At 67.4% G+C, this 18,734-nt stretch carries 20 protein-coding genes; 13 read left to right on the top strand and 7 right to left on the bottom strand.

Going from position 1 to position 18,734, the window contains the following annotated elements:
- Nucleotides 1–3: 3 nt before the first annotated feature.
- From AL3_RS15445 to AL3_RS15435, 3 genes are read left to right on the top strand one after another with little or no spacing between them, the layout of a single operon-like run.
- Nucleotides 4–972 carry an ABC transporter ATP-binding protein gene (locus AL3_RS15445; protein WP_306303040.1) on the top strand — a complete coding sequence of 323 codons (969 nt, stop codon included), beginning with the start codon at nt 4–6 and terminating at the stop codon, nt 970–972.
- A complete protein-coding gene (locus AL3_RS15440; protein WP_066302704.1) occupies nt 969–1,841 on the top strand; it encodes a siderophore-interacting protein in 873 nt (290 codons plus the stop codon). The genes AL3_RS15445 and AL3_RS15440 overlap by 4 nt, the downstream gene beginning before the upstream one ends.
- Nucleotides 1,831–3,222 (top strand): alpha/beta hydrolase-fold protein, encoded by a 1,392-nt coding sequence (locus AL3_RS15435; RefSeq protein WP_066302702.1) that lies wholly within the window; start codon nt 1,831–1,833, stop codon nt 3,220–3,222. The genes AL3_RS15440 and AL3_RS15435 overlap by 11 nt, the downstream gene beginning before the upstream one ends.
- Nucleotides 3,223–3,256: 34 nt before the next feature.
- Here the strand turns inward: AL3_RS15435 and AL3_RS15430 are convergent, their stop codons facing one another.
- Nucleotides 3,257–3,511 carry a hypothetical protein gene (locus tag AL3_RS15430; RefSeq protein WP_066302694.1) on the bottom strand — a complete coding sequence of 85 codons (255 nt, stop codon included), beginning with the start codon at nt 3,509–3,511 and terminating at the stop codon, nt 3,257–3,259.
- A 176-nt stretch (nt 3,512–3,687) separates the two neighbouring features.
- Between AL3_RS15430 and AL3_RS15425 the strand changes: the two genes are divergently transcribed.
- The 3 genes from AL3_RS15425 to AL3_RS15415 all read left to right on the top strand — a co-directional run bounded on the left by AL3_RS15425 (nt 3,688) and on the right by AL3_RS15415 (nt 5,875).
- Entirely contained in the window at nt 3,688–4,185 is a 498-nt protein-coding gene (locus AL3_RS15425) for a MarR family winged helix-turn-helix transcriptional regulator (RefSeq protein WP_066302692.1), read from the top strand.
- Between the two features lie 91 nt (nt 4,186–4,276).
- The gene (locus AL3_RS15420; protein WP_066302690.1) at nt 4,277–4,525 is read left to right on the top strand and encodes a hypothetical protein; all 249 of its coding nucleotides are present in this window, start codon (nt 4,277–4,279) and stop codon (nt 4,523–4,525) included.
- A gap of 126 nt (nt 4,526–4,651) precedes the next feature.
- The gene (locus AL3_RS15415; protein WP_066302688.1) at nt 4,652–5,875 is read left to right on the top strand and encodes an MFS transporter; all 1,224 of its coding nucleotides are present in this window, start codon (nt 4,652–4,654) and stop codon (nt 5,873–5,875) included.
- Here AL3_RS15415 and AL3_RS18525 read toward each other — a convergent pair.
- Nucleotides 5,872–6,579 (bottom strand): NUDIX hydrolase, encoded by a 708-nt coding sequence (locus AL3_RS18525; RefSeq protein ID WP_066302686.1) that lies wholly within the window; start codon nt 6,577–6,579, stop codon nt 5,872–5,874. The two genes, AL3_RS15415 and AL3_RS18525, sit on opposite strands and share 4 nt — an antisense overlap.
- Before the next feature lie 292 nt (nt 6,580–6,871).
- Here AL3_RS18525 and AL3_RS15405 point away from each other — a divergent pair, with 292 nt between their 5' ends.
- The 3 genes from AL3_RS15405 to AL3_RS15395 all read left to right on the top strand — a co-directional run bounded on the left by AL3_RS15405 (nt 6,872) and on the right by AL3_RS15395 (nt 9,242).
- Nucleotides 6,872–7,486 carry a GyrI-like domain-containing protein gene (locus tag AL3_RS15405; protein WP_066302684.1) on the top strand — a complete coding sequence of 205 codons (615 nt, stop codon included), beginning with the start codon at nt 6,872–6,874 and terminating at the stop codon, nt 7,484–7,486.
- Between the two features lie 440 nt (nt 7,487–7,926).
- Nucleotides 7,927–8,265 (top strand): PadR family transcriptional regulator, encoded by a 339-nt coding sequence (locus AL3_RS15400; protein ID WP_066302682.1) that lies wholly within the window; start codon nt 7,927–7,929, stop codon nt 8,263–8,265.
- A complete protein-coding gene (locus AL3_RS15395; RefSeq protein WP_066302681.1) occupies nt 8,262–9,242 on the top strand; it encodes a permease prefix domain 1-containing protein in 981 nt (326 codons plus the stop codon). The genes AL3_RS15400 and AL3_RS15395 overlap by 4 nt, the downstream gene beginning before the upstream one ends.
- 82 nt (nt 9,243–9,324) lie before the next feature.
- Here the strand turns inward: AL3_RS15395 and AL3_RS15390 are convergent, their stop codons facing one another.
- From AL3_RS15390 to AL3_RS15370, 5 genes are all read right to left on the bottom strand, one after another.
- A complete protein-coding gene (locus AL3_RS15390) occupies nt 9,325–9,930 on the bottom strand; it encodes an antibiotic biosynthesis monooxygenase (protein WP_066302680.1) in 606 nt (201 codons plus the stop codon).
- A gap of 76 nt (nt 9,931–10,006) precedes the next feature.
- The gene (locus AL3_RS15385; protein ID WP_066302674.1) at nt 10,007–10,969 is read right to left on the bottom strand and encodes an AraC-like ligand-binding domain-containing protein; all 963 of its coding nucleotides are present in this window, start codon (nt 10,967–10,969) and stop codon (nt 10,007–10,009) included.
- A gap of 49 nt (nt 10,970–11,018) precedes the next feature.
- The gene (locus AL3_RS15380; protein WP_083521810.1) at nt 11,019–12,638 is read right to left on the bottom strand and encodes a 4-hydroxyphenylacetate 3-hydroxylase N-terminal domain-containing protein; all 1,620 of its coding nucleotides are present in this window, start codon (nt 12,636–12,638) and stop codon (nt 11,019–11,021) included.
- Between the two features lie 67 nt (nt 12,639–12,705).
- Nucleotides 12,706–13,236, bottom strand: a complete 531-nt coding sequence (locus tag AL3_RS15375; RefSeq protein ID WP_151723868.1) for a flavin reductase family protein — start codon at nt 13,234–13,236, stop codon at nt 12,706–12,708.
- Nucleotides 13,237–13,346: 110 nt separating this feature from the next.
- Nucleotides 13,347–14,243: a LysR substrate-binding domain-containing protein gene (locus AL3_RS15370; protein WP_151723867.1), complete on the bottom strand. Its 897-nt coding sequence runs from the start codon at nt 14,241–14,243 to the stop codon at nt 13,347–13,349.
- A 119-nt stretch (nt 14,244–14,362) separates the two neighbouring features.
- Here AL3_RS15370 and AL3_RS15365 point away from each other — a divergent pair, with 119 nt between their 5' ends.
- The 4 genes from AL3_RS15365 to AL3_RS15350 are packed head-to-tail and all read left to right on the top strand — an operon-like array spanning nt 14,363 to nt 18,716.
- Nucleotides 14,363–15,676, top strand: a complete 1,314-nt coding sequence (locus tag AL3_RS15365; protein ID WP_083521809.1) for a cytochrome P450 — start codon at nt 14,363–14,365, stop codon at nt 15,674–15,676.
- Nucleotides 15,677–15,711: 35 nt separating this feature from the next.
- Nucleotides 15,712–16,035 carry a 2Fe-2S iron-sulfur cluster-binding protein gene (locus AL3_RS15360; protein WP_066302672.1) on the top strand — a complete coding sequence of 108 codons (324 nt, stop codon included), beginning with the start codon at nt 15,712–15,714 and terminating at the stop codon, nt 16,033–16,035.
- 3 nt (nt 16,036–16,038) lie between these two features.
- Nucleotides 16,039–17,277, top strand: a complete 1,239-nt coding sequence (locus AL3_RS15355) for an NAD(P)/FAD-dependent oxidoreductase (RefSeq protein ID WP_066302670.1) — start codon at nt 16,039–16,041, stop codon at nt 17,275–17,277.
- A 53-nt stretch (nt 17,278–17,330) separates the two neighbouring features.
- Nucleotides 17,331–18,716, top strand: a complete 1,386-nt coding sequence (locus AL3_RS15350; protein ID WP_066302669.1) for an MFS transporter — start codon at nt 17,331–17,333, stop codon at nt 18,714–18,716.
- Nucleotides 18,717–18,734 lie beyond the last annotated feature (18 nt).

Genomic DNA, 18,734 nt, shown 5'->3' with positions numbered 1-18,734 from the left:
CCGGTGCCCCCTCACCCCCTGCCCACCAAGGAGAACCCCATGGAAGACGTCCTCTCCGGCCGCGGCCTGACCATCGGCTACGAGGGCCGTACGGTCTCCGAGCACCTGGACGTGCGGATCCCGCCCGGTTCCTTCACCGCCATCATTGGCCCGAATGCCTGCGGCAAGTCCACCCTGCTGCGGGCCCTCTCGCGGCTGCTGAAGCCCGCGGCGGGGGAAGTCTTCCTGCAGGGCAAGGACATTACTTCCTACCCCACCCGCGAGGTGGCGCGGCAGCTGGCGCTGCTGCCCCAGACGTCGACGGCGCCGGACGGCATCACCGTGGCGGATCTGGTGGCCCGCGGCCGGTTCCCGCACCAGTCGCTGCTGCGGCAGTGGTCGGAAGCGGACCAGCAGGCCGTCGACGCCGCGCTGGCTGCCACCGGAGTGCAGGACCTCGCCGACCGCACCGTGGGGGAACTCTCCGGCGGGCAGCGGCAGCGGGTCTGGCTGGCCCTGGTCCTGGCCCAGGACACCCCGGTGCTGCTGCTGGATGAGCCCACCACGTTCCTGGACATCGCGCACCAGCTGGAGGTGCTGCGGCTGTGCCGGGGCCTGCACCGCACCGGCAACTACACGCTGGTGACCGTGCTGCATGAACTGGGCATGGCCTTCCGCTTCGCCGACCATGTGATCGCGATGAAGGACGGCCGGATCGTGGCCCAGGGCACGCCCGCGGAAATCGCCACTCCGGAACTGATGAAGGAAATCTACGGGATCGAGGCACTCGTCATCCCCGACCCCGCAACCGGGGGCCCGCTGGTGGTTCCCCTGGAACCGGAGGACCTTGGAAGCGGCGGATTGGCCCCCTCCGGAGGTCACCTGCACGGCCTTCCCGGCACCGGAACTCCCCGGTCCGGCATTACCTCTCAGCCCGGCCTTACCCCTCAGCCCGGCATTCCGGCACCGCTTACCGAAGGAGCACCTGCATGAGCGGCCATATCCTCACCGTCGAACGCGTCGAAGACGTGACCCCGCTAATGCGGCGGGTCCACTTCGGCGGCCCCGGGGTTGCCGGATACGTGAACGCGGGCGCCCACATCCCCAACGTCAAGCTCTTTTTCCCGGCACCGGGCGAGCCCCTGGACCTGCCCTACCGCGGTGAGCGCGGCTGGGAGTGGAAGCCAGGCCAGCGGGAACGGGTGCGCACCTACACTGTCCGCACCCTGGCGGCGGACGCTTCCACGCTGAGCGTGGACTTTGTGCGGCACGCCGGGACATCCGTTGCGGCGGCCTGGGCGGAGACCGCCGTCCCGGGCAGCCAAATCGCGGCCCTGGCCGGCGGCGGGGTGGTGGTGGGCGACGCAGCCTGGGTACTGCTGGCCGGTGATGAGACGGCCCTGCCGGCCATTGGCGGCACGATTGAACGCTTTGGCCCGCAGCAGCGCGGACTGGTCCTGATCGAGGTCGATGGACCGGCTGAAGAGCAGGAGCTCAATGCCCCGGCAGGCGTGGAAATCCGCTGGCTGCACCGCCACGGCGCGCAGCCGGGCTCCACCACGCTCCTGCAGGAGGCGCTGGCCGCTGTCGAGTTCCCCGCCGCTGAGCTGGCCGCCGGTGAAGTGCAGATCTGGGTGTCCGCGGAATCCGCCGTCGTCCGCTACGCCCGGACCCGGTTAAAGTCGCTCGGCTTCCCCCGGAAGCAGCAGCTGATCATCGGGTACTGGAACCGCGGCAGCGACGAAGTCAGCTACGGACGCGCCACGGACCACGACAGGGTGGAGGGCGAACTGGAGACGATTCTGCCCGGGCAGGAAGAGGACCACCACCATCACCAGCAGGCGCACGCACATGGGCACTGACATCCTGGCCCCCACGGCAGAGGGGAACTTCCCGCCGCCGCGCGAGCCCGTTCCGCAGCCGGCGGTGCCGGTCCGGGCGCTGGCGGGACACTTCCGCGCGCACTGGGACACCCTCTCCGCACCCGAGCGGGAGCAGCTCCTCGCAGGCTGGGATTCCCGGGAACTCCCCTTGGTCGAAGCGGACCCGGAGGGTGATCCGGCGATCCGCGCGGTCACCTTCCTGTACCGCGATCCGGGGGCCACGGCGGTGATCCTCTCGGCGAATGCCATGGTGCATCCGGATACCGCGGCGTCCTGTGAGTTCGAAGCGCTGCCGGCCGGAGTGTGGGCCCTGACCTGGCGCATGCCCGCCGACTGGGAAACCAGCTACCGGATCACTGTGCACACCAGAGCGCTGCCCGCGCCCTGGCAGTCCGCGGTTGACCGGCGGTCCGTGCGTCTGGCGGCCGACGCCGGCGGTCCGGATCCGCGGAATCCCGCCCTGGGCACGGGGATGTCCGGAGCACCGACGTCGGTGCTCCGGCTGCCGGCCGCTCCCTCCGCCGGGTGGCTCGCCGCGCCCACACCGGCTGCGGAAGCCGGAGCCAGCATTATGGGTGAGCCTGCCCGTGCCGGCAGCGTTCAGGCTGCCAAAGGCTTCGGATTTCCGCCGGCCGGCAGCCCGCTGGCCCGGCCCGTTCCCGGACCGCGGCATGTCCTGGGCGACTTCGTGCGGGGGCTGGAACTGCGGCGGGTCCGGGACCGGGAGTCGGGCCAGCTGCGAAACGTCTGGCTGTACCGGCCCCGTGTCTCCGTCAGCCGCCCCACGCCGCTGGTCCTGCTGCACGACGGCCAGGTCTGGGCGAAGTACCAGAACCTGCCCGCCACCCTGGACCGGGCCATTGCCGGCGGTGTCCTCCCTCCCCTGCACGTGGCCATGATTGATTCGGTGGATGTCTCTACGCGTTCCCGCGAATTGTCCGGCCCGACGGGGAGCGTCGACTTCGTGGCCCGGGACCTGCTGCCGGAACTCCGCCGGGCCCTTCCGGTCATACCGGATCCGCTGCAGACAGTGGTTTCCGGCGCCAGCTACGGCGGACTCGCCGCGCTCTGGCAGCTGGCAAGATACCCACGGGCTGCCGGCACGGCCCTGGCACAGTCACCCTCGCTCTGGCGCTATGACCTGACCGAGCCCCTGCTGGCGGTTCAGGAACCGCTCCGGATCCGGTTCCAGGCAGGCCGCTACGAACCGAGCATCCATGAACCGGCCGGGCAGCTCAACACCGCATTGGCCGGCAACGGCGTCGATACAGCCTTCCACTCCATCAGCGGCGGCCATGACTGGGCCTGGTGGCATCCCTGGCTGATCCGCGGGCTGTCGGACCTGTTCAGCGGGCAGTGACGATGCTGACAAAGCCGCAGGCTGAACCTGCTGCCTAGCCGGAACTGTCCTCCGGATACTCGGCTCCGACGTCGCGGGGATAGTCCTCCTCGCCGTCGGGGCCGCCGCTGTCCCTGGCCTGGTCCAGCCGGTCTGCCTCTGACCCGCCGGGAAGCAGCGGATCTCCGTGCGGCCGGACCGGCTCTTCGGCGCCGTCGTCCTCCACGGTGTCCGGATCAGCCGGAACCTGCTGCTCCAGCGTGTCTTCCTCATTGCCTCCGGGAATTGCCGGGCCTTCATGTGTGGGCATGCGCGGTCTCCTTTTGCTGCAATTAGCCAGGCAGGCCGTTCAGCCAGCGGAACTGGCTGCGGGCGGACCCCGGCCGCTGGACTACCCACCCTAGATCATAAGTTTGCTGAGGAACCCTGCGTGGCGAATCCGATTTAGTAGACGGCCTAGTAATCCGCTGGGCTAAACTTATCCGCATGCCTGAAACCGTCAACCCCACAGGCGCCGGATATTGGTACCGGCAATCGCCTGAGACCGTCGGCGGCGTCGACGTCCTCAATTCGCTGCGTGCGTACCGGGCTGCCGAAGCGGCCATGCGCCGGCGTACCCGCGACTCGATGGGGATGAATGAAACCGATCTGCTGGCGATCCGCTATGTGATGCGGGCCTGGCAGGCCGGGCACTCCATCGGACCCAAGGACCTGTCCCGCGTCCTGAATATCTCCACGGCGTCCACCACCGCTCTGATCGACCGCCTGCAGAAGGGCGGTTACCTGATCCGCCGCCCGCATCCAACGGACCGGCGGGCACTGGAGATCGTTGCCACAGAAAGCGCGGACCGGGAGGTCCGCGAAACACTGGGAACCATGCACCGGAAAATGCTGGACACCGCGGAAGCGCTGACTTCCGCGGAGGCGGAAACCATTACCCGCTTCCTGCAGGAGATGACCCGGGCGCTTGAGGCCGACCGGTAAGATCAGCAGTAGCTGAACACTCCAGACAGTGTCTGGTAACTACATAGCCTGCCTGGATGGTTTTCCAGGGGCGTACCGAAGGATGAAGACAATGACAGCAGCAGGTTCCATGCAGGACCCCACTCTTCCCACTCCAGTCGAAGATTCGCTGTCTACCCTGGCTCTGGCCGCATCCCAGCTGGAAGCCCAGCAGTGGGCCGTGGACCGCGCCGAGCAGGTTCTGACCGACCTCGTGCAGACAGCTGTCAGCGACGGCCTGGAGACCGGGAGCATCGCAGCAGTTGCCGGGCTGACGCCCGAGGAGATCGAGCGGATCTCCGCCGAAGGCACCGCCGGCTAACCACACGCCGGCCAGCCGCCGCGCTTCCCGGAGCAAGTGAGCACGTCATATAAGGCGGGCGTGCCATTTCGGCTCCATCCCGCGCTAACGTGATGCAAGGCATATTCGTGGCTGCAAGGGAGAAGCGTGGCGGTATCGGGCCGGATCAGGACCAACCAGCCGGTTCGGGCAGGGCTTGCCCTTACCGGCGTCCTGCTGATCGGGATCAATCTCCGCGTAGCCTTCGTGTCTGTGGGCCCGCTCCTCGCGGACATCGGACGCGAACTGGAATTCACCAGCGCGCAGGCGGGCTTCCTAACGGGGCTCCCCCTGATCGCTTTCGCTCTCTTCTCCCCGCTGGCACCGGCGTTCGCCGCGCGCGTCGGGCTGGACCGTGCCCTGTGGCTCTCCCTGGCACTGCTGGCGTCCGGAACCGCTTTCCGCTCGGCCCCGCTTCCGGCAGCCCTGTGGATCGGAACCATTCTGATCGGCGTCGCCATCGCCTTCCTCAACGTCCTGCTGCCCTCTCTGATCAAGCGGGACTTCCCGGACCGGGTCAGCCAGCTGACCGGCATCTACATCGCGGCGCACAGCGCTGTCGCAGCCCTCGGTGCCGCCGTCGTTGTTCCGATTTCCCTGGCCCAGGGCACCGGCTGGCGGCTCGCCCTCGGCATCTGGGGCGGGCTGGCACTTATCGCCATGGCTGTCCTGCTCCCGACGTTGAAGGGCAGCAATGCGCCGGCCGGCGGCACTGAACGCGGACCGAAGATCCGCTACCGCTCTCCGTGGACCACCCTGCTGGGCTGGCAGGTCACGCTCTTTATGGGCCTGCAGTCCCTGGCGTTCTACATCCTGATGACCTGGCTGCCGAGCATCGAACACGAGCAGGGCATCTCCGAAACCACCGCGGGACTGCACGTCTCGGTGTTCCTGCTGGTGGGGATGGTGGCCAGTCTGCTGACCGGCGGGCTGCTGCACCGTTTCCGCGACCAGCGCCCGGTCGCGGTCTTCGGCAGCCTCCTGGCAACGGCCGGATTCCTCGGACTGCTGCTGGCACCTGGAGTGCCGCTGCTCTGGGTGGTGGTGAGCGCGGCTGGCGCCGGCAGCCTGATTGTCACGGCCCTATCCTTGTTCAGCCTGCGCACCACCAACCACGTCCAGGCGGCCTCGCTTTCCGGCATGGCGCAGTCAGTGGGTTACGGCATCGGGGCGGCCGGCCCGGTGGTGTTTGGCTTCCTCTACGATCTCAGCGGGAACTGGACCGTGCCCCTGGCAGCCAGCGCCGGCGCCATGGCATTGTGCTGCGGCATGGCCCTGCTGGCGGGACGCAACCGGTTCCTTCCGGAGGGTCCCCGCAAGGCCAGCGCCTAGCTCCGCTCGTACCGCCACTGGCTTCCGCGCATGGTCAGCCGGTGCCGGGCCCCGGACCCTCCCGCTGCGGCGGCGTCCGGGTACTCCGCGTCGCCGTGCCAGGTGATCACGGCGTCCGGCTCGTAACCGTCCAGAAGGCGGCTGCTGAATGTCTCCACCGGACCCGCAGCCGCGTGCGCCAGGGCGGACGCGGTGTTCGGTTCATGCTGCAGCGCCGTCAGCGTGACGAAAGTCGGAGCCACCAGCAGCATCCGGCCCCCGCGGTGCCGGGCCAGGGCCGCGGCGGGGGTGAGCCAGGCGGAATCGATGAGTTCACCCGGGTTAAGCCGGACCTCGCCGCCGGGATACTCCGCCAGGAAGAACCACGTTTTCAGCCGCTTGGGTGCCTGCAGCGGCGGAATCCAGCAGGAGAGATCGGTAAGGGAGTCCGGGGGCAGGAGCAGTCCCGTCTCCTCAGCCGTCTCACGTGTCCCGGCAACGCGGGCAGCTGCGAGGTCCCGGCCCGGGTTAGGTGTCCCCTCGGCGCCGTCGGGCTCAGGGTACCCAGCCGCCTCGTAGTCCTCCGGGTCCACCCGGCCGCCCGGGAAAACCCAGGCTCCCGCGAAGGTGCCGGTGTGCCGCGGACGTTCCAGCAGCAAGACCTCCAGCCCCGCCGTGCCGTCGCGCAGCAGCACCACCGTGGCCGCAGTACCTACCAGTGTCATCGTGCCCCTGTCCCACCCTCGAAGTAATCGGCCTGCAAAGTGATCCCGGCCTGCCAACTGCCTATCCTGCCAATCGCCTCCATGGATCGTATCGGACGCCTCACGAGCACCGATGCCCAGACAGGGATACCCCGGGCGGAGATGCCTCAGGCAGGGATGCTCAGGCAGGGATACCCGGGCCGAGATGCCCAGGGCGGAGATACCCAGGCAGACTTGCCCGCCTGCCCGCCATGAACTTGGATTGAAACGGACAGCGGCCCGTAGCGGCGGCGGGAGCGAGGAAAGACCGGCCATGGACAAATACGACGTCAAAAAGACTCTCCGGAAGCTGTATTCCGCCGGACCGGACTTCACGCTGGTGGAGGTGCCCGGCCAGAACTTCATTGCGGTGGACGGCCAGGGCAATCCCAATACTTCTCCGGACTACGCCGCAGCAGTGGAAGCACTCTATTCCGTGGCCTACACCCTGAAGTTCTCCGCCAAGCGGACGCTGGGACACGATGCCGTCGTCGGCCCGCTGGAGGGGCTGTGGCGGGCAGGGAATCCGGCCGATTTTGTGCAGGGAAACAAGGACTCCTGGGAATGGACAATGCTGATCAGCCAGCCGGAGTGGACCACCCCGGACCTGCTCGCCGCAGCGGCGGCGGAGGTGTTGGCGAAGAAGGGTCTGGAGTCGGTGGATCGGGTCCGCTGGCTTAGCCTGGCGGAGGGGCTTTCCGTCCAGATCCTGCATACCGGTCCCTACGATGACGAAGCGCCGGTCCTGGCCCGGCTGCACAACGACTACATGCCCGGCAACAGCCTGGAATTCAACGGTGACCACCACGAGATTTATCTGAGTGATCCGCGCCGGACGGCACCGGAGAAGTTGAAGACCATCCTGCGCCAGCCGGTCCGGCGCCGCTGACCGGACGGCATGCGGGCGGCGGCCCGGGTGGGCGGCTAGGCCCGGACCCGGACCTAGTTCGTGGCCGGGGGCGGATCCCGTTCGCAGCCATGGGCGTGGTTCGTGGCCGGGGGCGGTCTGAACCCCTGACGGCACCGGATCGGGTGTGGGACTGGTCCCCGGGCGGGACACTCGGCCGGGCGCGACACGCGTTCCCACTCTAAGTTCACTCCTGAGGCTGATGTGACCTCACCAGTCACGGCAGGTTACATAGAGTGGGAATCCGTGCCGCCTTGGTCCCGGAACCGGACAGATCCCACGCAGCCTCCCACCCCTCGTTACCCCTGTGGCCGATGGCCCCCCAAGACAACGCCTTCACCACACTCTGGGAAACTGGGCGGCTGGGAAAAAGTTCCCCCAACCCGTTGCAATATTGTGTCTGACACACCATAGTGTGAGTCATGGATGATGAACTGCTCAGCGGACACCTGCAGGAGCTGAGGCGCGGAACCGTGGTTCTGGCCTGCCTTTCCATCCTCAAGCGGCCCGGCTACGGCTACGGTCTGCTGGAGTCGCTGGACAAGGCCGGATTCGGCGTCGAGGCCAACACGCTCTACCCGCTGCTGCGCCGGCTGGAAAAACAAGGACTGCTGACCAGCTCCTGGAACACCGAGGAAACCCGGCCGCGGAAATTCTACACCACGTCCGAACAGGGCAGGAAACTGCTCGATGCGCTGCTGCGCGATTGGGAAGACCTGCATGGCTCCATCCGCCAGCTCAACGAAGGAAGACAATCATGAGTACCCTCACCGACCGCTATGTCTTCGCAGCACTGAGGTCGATCCCCGAAGCACAGCGGGGAGACATCGAGCGGGAGCTGCGTGGTTCCATTACCGACGACGTCGAGGCCCGGGTGGAGGGCGGGCAGCCTGCGGCCGAGGCTGAGACCGAGGTCCTCACCGAGCTCGGTGATCCGGCCCGGCTCGCCGCGCGCTACACCGGCAGGCCCCTCTACCTCATTGGCCCGGACCTGTTCCTGGACTGGTGGCGGCTGCTGAAAACGCTGCTGCTGATCGTGGTGCCGCTCGCTTTTGTGGGCAGCGTTGTGGTCCGGATGGCGATAGACCCCGGGGAACCGGCCGGTGCCTTCGGTGCCGCGATCGGCACCGCCATCAACGCTCTGGTGCACCTGGGCTTCTGGGTGACCCTGGCGTTCGGGATCATCCAGTACAACGGAACCCGGCGGAAGGACCTCGGGCTGGGAGCCTGGACCCCCGCCATGCTCCCTGCACTGCCGCGGAAGGCCCAGGTCTCCCTGGGCGACACCATTGCCAGCGTGGTGCTTATCGCGTTCTTCATCGGACTGCTGCTCTGGCAGCGGATCGGATCGCTGATGTACCTGGACGGCGAACCGGTGCTGGTGCTGCAGGAGAGTCTCTGGAGCTTCTGGCTTCCCTACGTGATTGCACTGCTGGTCATCGAAGCCGGGTTCGCCGTCGTGCTGTACCTGGCCGGCCGCTGGACCTACACCTTCGCGGCCGTGAATACGCTGCTGGCGCTGCTGTTTATGGTGCCGGTGCTCTGGCTGCTGGCCACGGACCAGGTCTTTGACTGGGCGTTCCTGGCGAATGTGGACTGGGGTGCGGATGCCTCCAGCTGGATCGCGGGGATTACCGCGGCAGCGGTTCTGGTTATCGGGCTCTGGGACATCGGTGACGGGTTCCTGAAGGCCTGGAAGGCCAGCCGGCCGGTTCCGGTGCAGCAGGCACTGCGGTAGACACAAGGCACTAAAGACGACGGCGGCGCCGGCCGGGACAAGTTTCCCCGGCCGGCGCCGCCGTCGGTTTTCGGTAGGAGTTTTAGGTGGTCCGCTGCCGCTGCAGCCAGGGGTGCAGGAGTCCCGTTACCCAGGGCAGCACCCAGTACGCCATGATCGGGGTGAGGAACGCCGTGGTGATCAGCACGCGCAGCGGCATCAGCAGCGAGTCCCACCATCCGGGAAGCAGCACGCCCACCAAGGCGGTGAAGGCCAGGTTGACCGGGAAGAACCCGAGCCAGATGGCGATCGCCTGCTTCCAGCGCGGCGGCTTGATGGGTGCCTCCAGATCGGTGGTGGACGACGGCGTGTCGAACCAGCCCTCGATTCCGGTGCGGCGGGTGACGGTGCGGTCTTCAACCAGGTCCCGTCCCTGTGCCAGCCAGTCCTGGCGGTGCCGGGAATGCTCCCACGCATCCAGGGACGGCTCGTCCGCGAAGCGGTACAGCATGTGCCATTCGTCGGAGGTGGCGGAGGCGCGGACCCATCCCGAGCCGAGGAAACCGGGCCAGGTGTTGGCGAGGTTGACGCCCTCCTGGACCCAGTGCGTGGCCTCGGACACGCGGCGGGGATCGACCCGCCGGGTGATGGAGACCGTCACCGCTTCCGGCCCCCGGGCCGGAAGGGTGTCAGTGTGCGAAGTTGTCATGCCTTCCAGTATCCGGATCCCGGGCCGGTGCTCCGAATCCGCTGGTCAGCGGCCCGTGCGCATCTCCCACCCGCTGTTAGCCGGAAGCCAGGCCCAGCCCTGCCCGGCGGTACTGCACCGGCGGGCTGCCATAAGCAGCCTTGAAGACGCGGGCAAAATGCCGGGCGTCGGCGAAACCCCAGCGCTGCGCGACGGCGGCCACCGGGTCCTCGGCGCGCAGCGGATCTGCGAGGTCGCGGCGGGCCATCTCCAGCCGGCGCTCCCGGATCCAGGTGGACACTGTGGTGCCCTGTTCCCGGAACAGCAGGTGCAGCTGCCGGGTGGAGATGAAGTTCCCCGCTGCGATGGCGCCGGGGCTGAGCCCGGGGTCACCCAGGCGGTCCATGATCCAGTTCCGCACGGTCATGGCCTGTTCCAGGCGCGACGACGACACCGGGTGGAAGCCCATCGCATCGGCAAACGCGGCGGTCACCAGGTCCACCATGGATCCTGCCAGGCCGAGCCCGAGTTTTCCGTCCAGGGCCGGAAGGTTCCGGGCGACCCCGGTCAGGAAGGCGGAGACGATCGCTCCGGTTCCGGCAGCACCCGAGATGGCCTGCCCCGCGATCCCGGCGAGCGCCTGCGGCGGCAGGCTGATCAGCTGCTGCGGGAACATCACGACCAGAGACGAGGAGTGCCCGTCGAACCTGCGGGTGTAGGGCAGGGTGGAGTCGTAGACGGTGAAGTCCCCGGGCTGCAGCAGCGCGTGGCTGCCGCCCTGTTCAATGCTGCTGCTCCCCTCCAGCTGCAGCGAAATGGTGAAGAACGGGTCCGCCCCGGAGGACGCACCGGCACTGGCCAGCCGGTCGGTGCGGTCCGCGTGGTGCGGACCGGCGGTGACGGTAAACAGCCGGATGCCGTTAACCGCCACCGCTTCAATGGTGGCGCCGAAGGAGGGGTGGTCGCTGCGGATATCCAGCGGCAGCAGGAGATCATCCACCAGGGCACGCCAGCGGGGCAGGTCCGGGGCTGTGTGCACGGTGTAGCTACGCGACTCCATTGTTGCCGTTCCTCCCATTCCCGCTGCTCCGGCACCCCGCAAACCGGCGCTAGAGGTTGAACTTGCCGATCATGTTCACGTCCTCGTTGCCGAACAGGTCCGGGACGGTCCAGCCGTTCTCGTCATACTCTCCCATGAACTCATCGGCGAACGCGGTGAACTGGTCCGTGAGGCCGTAACCCTTGGTGACGTTGAGGATTTCCAGCCGGACACCCTCATGGTTGCCCTGGTAGTTGCGCTCGTAGAGTTCGTGGCGGGAGCCGAACTCGGAGTTGGTGGCGTCCCACAGGGCCTTGAGCGTCTTGACCCGCTGCAGCGAATCGATGCCATTGGAACCGCGCACATACTTGTCCAGGTAGCCGCGGATGTCCTCGTTGCCGAAGTCCGAGACATGCGAGTTCAGGTAGATCAGCGCGGCACCCAGATCCTTCTGCACGATCTCGCGGATCTTCGGGTACTGCGTGGTGGAGAACCAGGAGTAGGCCATCGAGGCGATCCGGTCCGGCTGCACGTACCCCTCGCGCCCGCCCTTCCACGGTTCGGGGTTGCGGGCCATCGCCTCGGACAGGGACCAGAACAGGTGCCGGATCGCCATCACCTCGCCCACCCGGGTCTGCACACCGCGGAAGTCGGCGGTGCCGGTCAGCTCCAGGGACTTCACCAGCAGCCCGGTGAGGAAGTCCAGCTTCACGGCCAGCCGGGTGCAGCCGTGCAGCAGCAGCCGGGACTTGAACCCCGAGCGCACCGAGTACTGCGAGACCTTCTCCACGTCACCGTAAATAAACACGTTCTCCCACGGCACCAGGACGTCGTCGAGGATCAGGATCGCGTCGTTTTCATCCAGCCGGGAGGAGAGCGGGTAATCGAACGGGCTGCCCATCACGTCCGCGGTCATGGCGTAGGAGGCGCGGGAGATCAGCTTCAGCCCCGGGGCATCCATCGGCAGGGTGGCGACGATCGCGAACCGCTTGTCCTTGATCGGCATGCCGTAGTGGGCAATGAAGTTCATGTTGGTGATCGCCGAGCCGGTGGCAACCACCTTGGCACCGGAGAGGATCACCCCGGCGTCGGTCTCCTTCTTCACGTGCACAAACACATCCCCCACCTCGTCGGCGGGTTTGTGCCGGTCGATCGGCGGATTCACGATCGCGTGGTTCCAGTACAGGACCTTCTCCTGCGCCTCCTTGTACCAGCGCTGGGCGTTGGCCTGGTACGGGTTGTAGAACTCGTCGTTGGCGCCGAGGCTGGCCAGGAAGGAGGCCTTGTAATCCGGTGAGCGACCCATCCAGCCGTAGGACATTTTGGCCCAGGCGGCGATCGCGTCGCGGCCTTTGAGCAGGTCCTCAGCGGACTTCGGTGCCTTGAACCACGCGTGGGTGTAGCCGCCGTTGCCGGTGTCCGTGGGGACGGTCAGCACGTCCTTGGTCTTGGGGTCATGCAGCGCGTCGTACTGCCGGGCGATCATCCGGGCGGAGTTGCGGAACGCCGGGTGGGTGGTGACATCCTTGACCCGCTCGCCGTAAATGTAGACCTCACGGTCGTCCCGGATGGAGTCCAGGTACTCCGCACCGTTCATCGGGCGGGCGGCGGTTTCACCGGCAGGGGGTACGACGCCGGGCGCTGCCTGGGCGTCCGCGGCCGGTTCGGCGGCGGGTTCGGTGGTGGTCATGCTGGATGCTCCTTTGCACAGGTGTGATTGCACTGCTGGGGGAAGTTGGGGTGGGGTGGGCGTTCGCTTAGGCGAGGCCGCGCCAGCCGCCGCGGTAGAAGACCAGCGGCCCGGCGTCGTCGTCGGCCGCGTCTCCAAAGGCCGTGACCTTGCCGAGGACCAGGACGTGGTCGCCGCCGTCGTACTGCTGCCAGGGTTCGCAGCTGAACCAGGCCATTGAGCCGGCGATCCGCGGGGAGGTGTGCTCCCGGTTCCAATCGATCTCCAGGCCGTCCTGCGGCTTGCCGGCGAACTGCAGGGCGTGGGAAAGCTGATCCTTGCCGAGCACGTTGATGCTGAAGGGCTTATCCGCCAGCAGGGCGGCGGCCTTCGCCGTCTTCATCAGGGAGACCAGCACCAGCGGCGGGTCGAGGGAGACGGAAGTGAAGGAATTGACGGTGGCGCCAAGCACCTCGCCGTTGTGTTCGTAGCTGACGATCGTCACGCCGGTGGTGAAGTTGCCAAAGGTGTTGCGCAGCTTCACCGGATCAATCCGGTCAGCGGGACCGGCCTGGTGAATCGGTCCGGCCACGGGGGTTTCCAGCAGTTCAGCAGTCATCCGGGAACTCCTTAGGGGTGCGGGGCTTCTTGTGTTCCACACCACATTAGGAACGGCGGCCGGGTCCTGGTGGGCCGGGAGCGCAGGGGATGTGCGCCACAGCGCAGGCGTCAGACGTAGAGCTCAGCGGCGAGGTCGAGCATGGCACTGACGCTCTGCGACGGGCGGACGGCAGCCGGCCAGACGATGGAAACCGGCACCGAACGCACGGCCGGGCGGATCCGGCGCACCACCACGGGCCGGCCCTCGTAGGACTGGCCGCCGGCTGGCTGCTGGACCAGGATCGCGTAGCCCATGCCCCGGCCCACCAGGGAACGCGTCACCTCATAATCAGTCGTCCGGAACCGGATGTTAGGCCGCAGCCCGGCGCCGTCGAACATGGTCATGGTGTTTTCACGGCTGGGATCCACGTCCAGCAGGATCATCGGTTCCGCGGCGACGTCGGCCAGGGCAAGGTCCTCGCGGCCAGCCAGCGGATGCTCGGCGGACAGCACAATCGACGGCTCCGTGTCGTAGAGCTTCTGCCGGTTCAGCCCGGCGGGGAGGGACAGGTCATAGGCGATGGCGACGTCGAGCCGGCCGGTGGCCAGCCGGCGCTGCACCTCGGTCTGCGGGCCGTCGAAGAAATCGAGCTCCACCAGGGGGTGGCGCCGGCCGTAGTGGTCAATCAGCCTCGCCAGCACGGTCGGCGCCAGCGTGAGATAGCAGCCGACAGTCAGCGAACCGCGGAGGTCCGCGCCGGAATTACCGGCATGCAGCTCCAGATCAGTGGCCTCCACCAGCAGGGATTTGGCGCGGGTCAGCACATATTGGCCGGCAGCGGTGAGGGTGACGCCGTGGGCCTTGCGCCGGATCGTCAGCTGGGCGTCGAAGACCCGCTCCAGGTTGTTGACCGCGCCGGACACCGCGGACTGGGAGACGTGCAGGGACGCGGCCGCCGCGGCGATGCTGCCTTGCTCGGCCACGGCCACGAAGGCCTCCAGCTGCCGCAGCGTGTACCGGGCCATGCATAACCTCGCTAAAACCGTGGATGGTGGACTCTTTCTTGTACTTTACCGGGGATATGATCCACACCACACTTGGTCTCAGACGTGTCGACGCCAACCCACCCACCAGGAGAGAAACGATGACCTTCCCGGGAACAACGGAAACCGCCGGCTGCCCCTTTACCGGAGCAGGCCAAGACGCCGGACCTGCTGCCGAAACCCCGCTGGCTCCTCCGCTTCCCGTTCCGGCAGCGGACGAACCGCCGTCCCGCGAGGCGCCCTCCCGCGAGGCACCGGTGGCGGACTGGGTGACCATCCCGGACCTGTACCGGGATCCGTTCCCGATCTACCGCCGGATGCGCGAAGAGGCTTCCGTGCACTGGGTCCCTGCTGTCAACCGCTACATGGTGACCAGCTACGCGGCGTGCCACACCATCGAACAGGACGCAGAGACCTTCTCCGCCAACGAGACGGGTTCGCTGATGAAGCGCGCCATGGGCCACTCGATGCTGCGCAAGGACGATCCGGAGCACAAGCGGGACCGGGACTCCTACGGCAGCACGCTCCGGCCGGGAACGATCAAGAACCACTGGAACGCGGTCTTCGAGGCCAACAATGAGAAGTACCTCAGCGAGCTGGAGCAGAAGGGACCGGGTGCCGACTTTGTCTGGGACTACGCGGCACCGTACGCAGCCGAGAACCTCCGCCTGATCTGCGGCTTCCACAACGCCACCCAGGCGGATATGCAGCGCTGGAGCCAGACCATGATCGACGGCACCGGCAACTACGCCGACGACGCCGGGGTCTGGGCGAAGAGCGCGCAGTCCTCAGCCGAGGTGGATACCGCCATCGACGAGATGCTGCCGTACCTGAAGGACAATCCGGACCATTCACTGCTCTCCGGTCTGGCGTCCCTGCCGATCCCGCTGGAAGCAATCCGCGCCAACCTGAAAATGACCATCGGCGGCGGCCTGAACGAACCACGCGACGTCCTCGCCACCACCGTCTGGGCCCTGCTCAACAACCCCGGCCAGCTGGCCTCGATCAACGGGGATCCGAAACGCTACGCCACGGCCTTCGAGGAATCCGTCCGCTGGGTGGCACCCATCGGCATGTACCCCCGCGAGGTCACCCGGGACACGGTCCTGGAAGGGGTGCGCCTGCCTAAGGGGGCGCGGATCGGCGTGGTGCTGGGTGCAGCTAACCGCGACCCCAAGGTCTTCGAGGATCCGGAGACCTTCAACATCGACCGGCCGAAGAAGCCGCACCTGGGTTTCGGCGGCGGCGCACACTTCTGTGCCGGCACCTGGGTCGCCCGGGCGCAGGTGGCCCAGGTCGCCATGCCCGCCCTCTTCGACCGTTTGCCCGGACTGCGGCTGGACCCGGACAACGCTTCCATCGACGCCGGCTGGGTCTTCCGCGGCCTGGTCAAGATGCCCGTCCTCTGGGGCTAAACCCCTGACTTTGACCTGTCTTTGCTAGGAGAACCATGAACACCATTACCTTTATCCAGCCCTCCGGCACCCCTGCCGTTGTGACGGTTGAGCCCGGCACCTCCCTGATGCGCGCTGCCGTGACCAACGGAGTTGACGGCATTGTCGGTGAGTGCGGCGGCCAGGCCATGTGCGCCACCTGCCATGTCTATGTCCGCCCGGAGTTCGCAGCGGCGCTGCCCGCGGTCAGCGACGACGAGGAGGAAATGCTGGACTGCACCACTGCCGAGCGTACGGACCGCTCACGCCTCGGCTGCCAGGTTAAGGCCTGTGCCGAGCTCGAGGGAATCATTGTCGACGTGCCAACGGATCAGGTGTAGCGCATGTCCGTCGTCATTATTGGCGGAGGGCAGGCCGGACTGCAGGTTGCGGACAGCCTGCGCGGCGGCGGCTACACCGGCGCCGTCACGATTGTGGCGGACGAGGCAGGCCTGCCCTACCAGCGTCCACCGCTGTCCAAGGACTACCTGGCGCCCGGCGCGGATCCCGCCCCGCTGCCGCTGCGCGCGGCGTCCTTCTTCACCGGCAAGGACATCCAGCTGCGTGCCGGCACCGCAGTAGTTGCGGTGGACCGCGCCGCAAAGGAAGTCACCCTGCAGGACGGCAGCACCCTGCCCTACGCGCACCTGGTCTTCGCCACCGGCGCCGCGAACCGTGCCCTCACCTGCGCTGGCGCGGACCTGCCCGGTGTTCACGGCCTCAAAACCCTGGGCGACGCCGAAACGCTGCACGCTGCCCTGGCCGGCGCCCGCGACGTGGTGGTGGTCGGGGCAGGATTCATCGGCCTGGAGTTTGCGGCCGCCGCCCGGGCCCGCGGCTGCAGCGTCACCGTGCTGGAATTCGCACCGCGCCCGATGGGACGGGCGCTGAGCCCCGCGATGAGCGACTGGTTTGCCGCCGCACACGCGGAACTCGGGGTTCGGCTGCAGCTGGGCGAAGGCATCAGCCACTTTGACGCCGGCGACGGCGGCCGGGTGGGTACAGCCGTCTCGACCACCGGCGCGCGCTACCCGGCGGACCTCGTGGTGGTGGGCATCGGCGTCGTACCCAATGACTCGCTGGCAGCGGCTGCGGGGCTGGAAACCGGCAACGGAATCGTGGTGGATGAGGCGCTGCGGACCTCCGACCCGTCCATCCTCGCGGTGGGAGACTGCGCCAGCTTTCCCTCCCTCCATGCCGGTGGCCTGAGCCGGCTGGAATCCGTGCAGAACGCCACCGACCAGGGACGGCACGCCGCGCAAACCATCCTCGGCCCGCCGTCGGCCTATACCGAGCTGCCCTGGTTCTGGAGCACGCAGGGAAGCCTGCGGCTGCAGATCGCCGGCCTGTCCGCCCCCGGGGACAGCACCGTGCTCAACGGAGACCCGGCGGCCGGCAAGTTCTCCATCCTGTGCTTCCGGGACGGGCGGCTCGCCGCCGTCGAATCCGTCAATTCGCCAGGGGATCATCTGGGCGCCCGCAAGCTCCTGGCCGCCGGCCGCGGCCCCTCCCCCGAGGAAGCGGCAGCACCCGGCTTCAGCCTCAAGGCCTACGCCCGGCAGGCCGCGTCCAGCTTCGTCTAGACGTTCTGTTTTCTTTTCCAATCCGAGCACCACTTCACCATCCTGGAGACCCCATGAGCACACCACGGTCCGACGCCGGTACCCGGAGGACGCAGCGCCGCGTTGCCTTCGCCACGATCGTCGGCACAACCATCGAGTGGTACGACTTCTTCATCTACGCCACAGCCGCCGGCCTGGTTTTCGCCCAGGTGTTCTTCGCACCGGCCGGCGAGTCGATCGGCCTGCTGCTCGCCTTTGCGTCCGTGGGCATCAGCTTCCTGTTCCGGCCGCTGGGTGCTTTCCTGGCCGGGCACTTTGGCGACAAGATCGGCCGGCGCCCCATGCTGGTCCTGACGCTCATCCTGATGGGCATCTCCACAACGCTGATCGGCGTCCTGCCCACCTACGAAACGGCGGGACTGCTGGCACCGGTGGTACTGCTGCTGCTGCGGATCCTGCAGGGCATTTCCGCCGGCGGCGAGTGGGGCGGCGCCGTCCTGATGGCGGTGGAGCACGCTCCGCCCAGCCGCCGCGGACGGGCCGGCTCCTTCCCCCAGCTGGGCGTTCCCCTGGGCATGCTGCTCGCCTCCGGTGTGACCGCCGTGATGACCGGCTGGATTTCCCCGGGCGAGGCATTCATCGAGTGGGGCTGGCGGGTGCCGTTCCTGCTCAGCATTGTGCTGATCGCGGTGGGCTACCTGGTGCGCCGGGCGGTGGAAGAATCCCCGATCTTCACGGAGATCGCCGAAAAGAAGCAGCAGACCAAGGTGCCTGTCGCTGAGCTGTTCCGCAAGCACTGGCTCCTGGTGATCCTGGCTGCCCTGGTCTTCGCCGGCAACAACGCCGCCGGCTACATGGCGACCGGCGGGTTCATCCCCAGCTACGCCACCGGCGAGAAGGTGGGCCTGGACCGCACCGATGTCCTGCTGGCCATCACCTTCGCCGCCGCGATGTGGTTTATTTTCACGCTGCTCTCCGGATTCGTTGCGGACACCATCGGCCGGAAACGGACCTACCTGATCGGTTTCGGCGTCCAGGCGCTGATGGTCTTCCCGCTGTTCTGGCTGATCGACACCGGGTCGCTGCCGATGCTCTACCTGGCACTGGGGCTCTTCGCCATCGGGCTGGGCATGAGCTACGGTCCGCAGGCCGCCTGGTACAGCGAAATCTTCCCGGCGTCCGTCCGGTTCTCCGGGGTTTCGATTTCCTACGCGCTCGGAGCAATCCTGGGCGGGGCGTTTGCACCGACCATTGCGCAGGCCCTGATCAATTCCACCGGCACCAGTGCATCGGTGTCCCTGTACCTGCTGGGCATGACGGTGGTCTCCATCGCCGCCGTGCTGGTGCTGCGGGACCGGCCGGGAATCGATCTGTCCATCAACAACCAGGCGGAGCAGGAAGTCGGCGCCACCATCTTCGACAAGCGGCGTGCTCCGGCGTTCGAGAAGGTGAACGGGTAGGAAACCGGGGCGGCCGGG

The organism is Arthrobacter luteolus NBRC 107841 (assembly GCF_001552075.1).
Lineage (GTDB): Bacteria > Actinomycetota > Actinomycetes > Actinomycetales > Micrococcaceae > Arthrobacter_B > Arthrobacter_B luteolus.
The sequence above is the reverse complement of the archived record's forward strand: the minus strand, read 5'-3'. Positions and strand labels throughout refer to the sequence as shown.

Bases quoted from the DNA above. Each gene is read 5' to 3' on its own strand.
- AL3_RS15440 (WP_066302704.1), top strand. From the start codon at position 969: ATGAGCGGCCATATCCTCACCGTCGAACGCGTCGAAGACGTGACCCCG.
- AL3_RS15435 (WP_066302702.1), top strand. From the start codon at position 1,831: ATGGGCACTGACATCCTGGCCCCCACGGCAGAGGGGAACTTCCCGCCG.
- AL3_RS15430 (WP_066302694.1), bottom strand. From the start codon at position 3,511: ATGCCCACACATGAAGGCCCGGCAATTCCCGGAGGCAATGAGGAAGAC.
- AL3_RS15425 (WP_066302692.1), top strand. From the start codon at position 3,688: ATGCCTGAAACCGTCAACCCCACAGGCGCCGGATATTGGTACCGGCAA.
- AL3_RS15420 (WP_066302690.1), top strand. From the start codon at position 4,277: ATGACAGCAGCAGGTTCCATGCAGGACCCCACTCTTCCCACTCCAGTC.
- AL3_RS18525 (WP_066302686.1), bottom strand. From the start codon at position 6,579: ATGACACTGGTAGGTACTGCGGCCACGGTGGTGCTGCTGCGCGACGGC.
- AL3_RS15405 (WP_066302684.1), top strand. From the start codon at position 6,872: ATGGACAAATACGACGTCAAAAAGACTCTCCGGAAGCTGTATTCCGCC.
- AL3_RS15400 (WP_066302682.1), top strand. From the start codon at position 7,927: ATGGATGATGAACTGCTCAGCGGACACCTGCAGGAGCTGAGGCGCGGA.
- AL3_RS15395 (WP_066302681.1), top strand. From the start codon at position 8,262: ATGAGTACCCTCACCGACCGCTATGTCTTCGCAGCACTGAGGTCGATC.
- AL3_RS15390 (WP_066302680.1), bottom strand. From the start codon at position 9,930: ATGACAACTTCGCACACTGACACCCTTCCGGCCCGGGGGCCGGAAGCG.
- AL3_RS15385 (WP_066302674.1), bottom strand. From the start codon at position 10,969: ATGGAGTCGCGTAGCTACACCGTGCACACAGCCCCGGACCTGCCCCGC.
- AL3_RS15380 (WP_083521810.1), bottom strand. From the start codon at position 12,638: ATGACCACCACCGAACCCGCCGCCGAACCGGCCGCGGACGCCCAGGCA.
- AL3_RS15375 (WP_151723868.1), bottom strand. From the start codon at position 13,236: ATGACTGCTGAACTGCTGGAAACCCCCGTGGCCGGACCGATTCACCAG.
- AL3_RS15370 (WP_151723867.1), bottom strand. From the start codon at position 14,243: ATGGCCCGGTACACGCTGCGGCAGCTGGAGGCCTTCGTGGCCGTGGCC.
- AL3_RS15365 (WP_083521809.1), top strand. From the start codon at position 14,363: ATGACCTTCCCGGGAACAACGGAAACCGCCGGCTGCCCCTTTACCGGA.
- AL3_RS15360 (WP_066302672.1), top strand. From the start codon at position 15,712: ATGAACACCATTACCTTTATCCAGCCCTCCGGCACCCCTGCCGTTGTG.
- AL3_RS15355 (WP_066302670.1), top strand. From the start codon at position 16,039: ATGTCCGTCGTCATTATTGGCGGAGGGCAGGCCGGACTGCAGGTTGCG.
- AL3_RS15350 (WP_066302669.1), top strand. From the start codon at position 17,331: ATGAGCACACCACGGTCCGACGCCGGTACCCGGAGGACGCAGCGCCGC.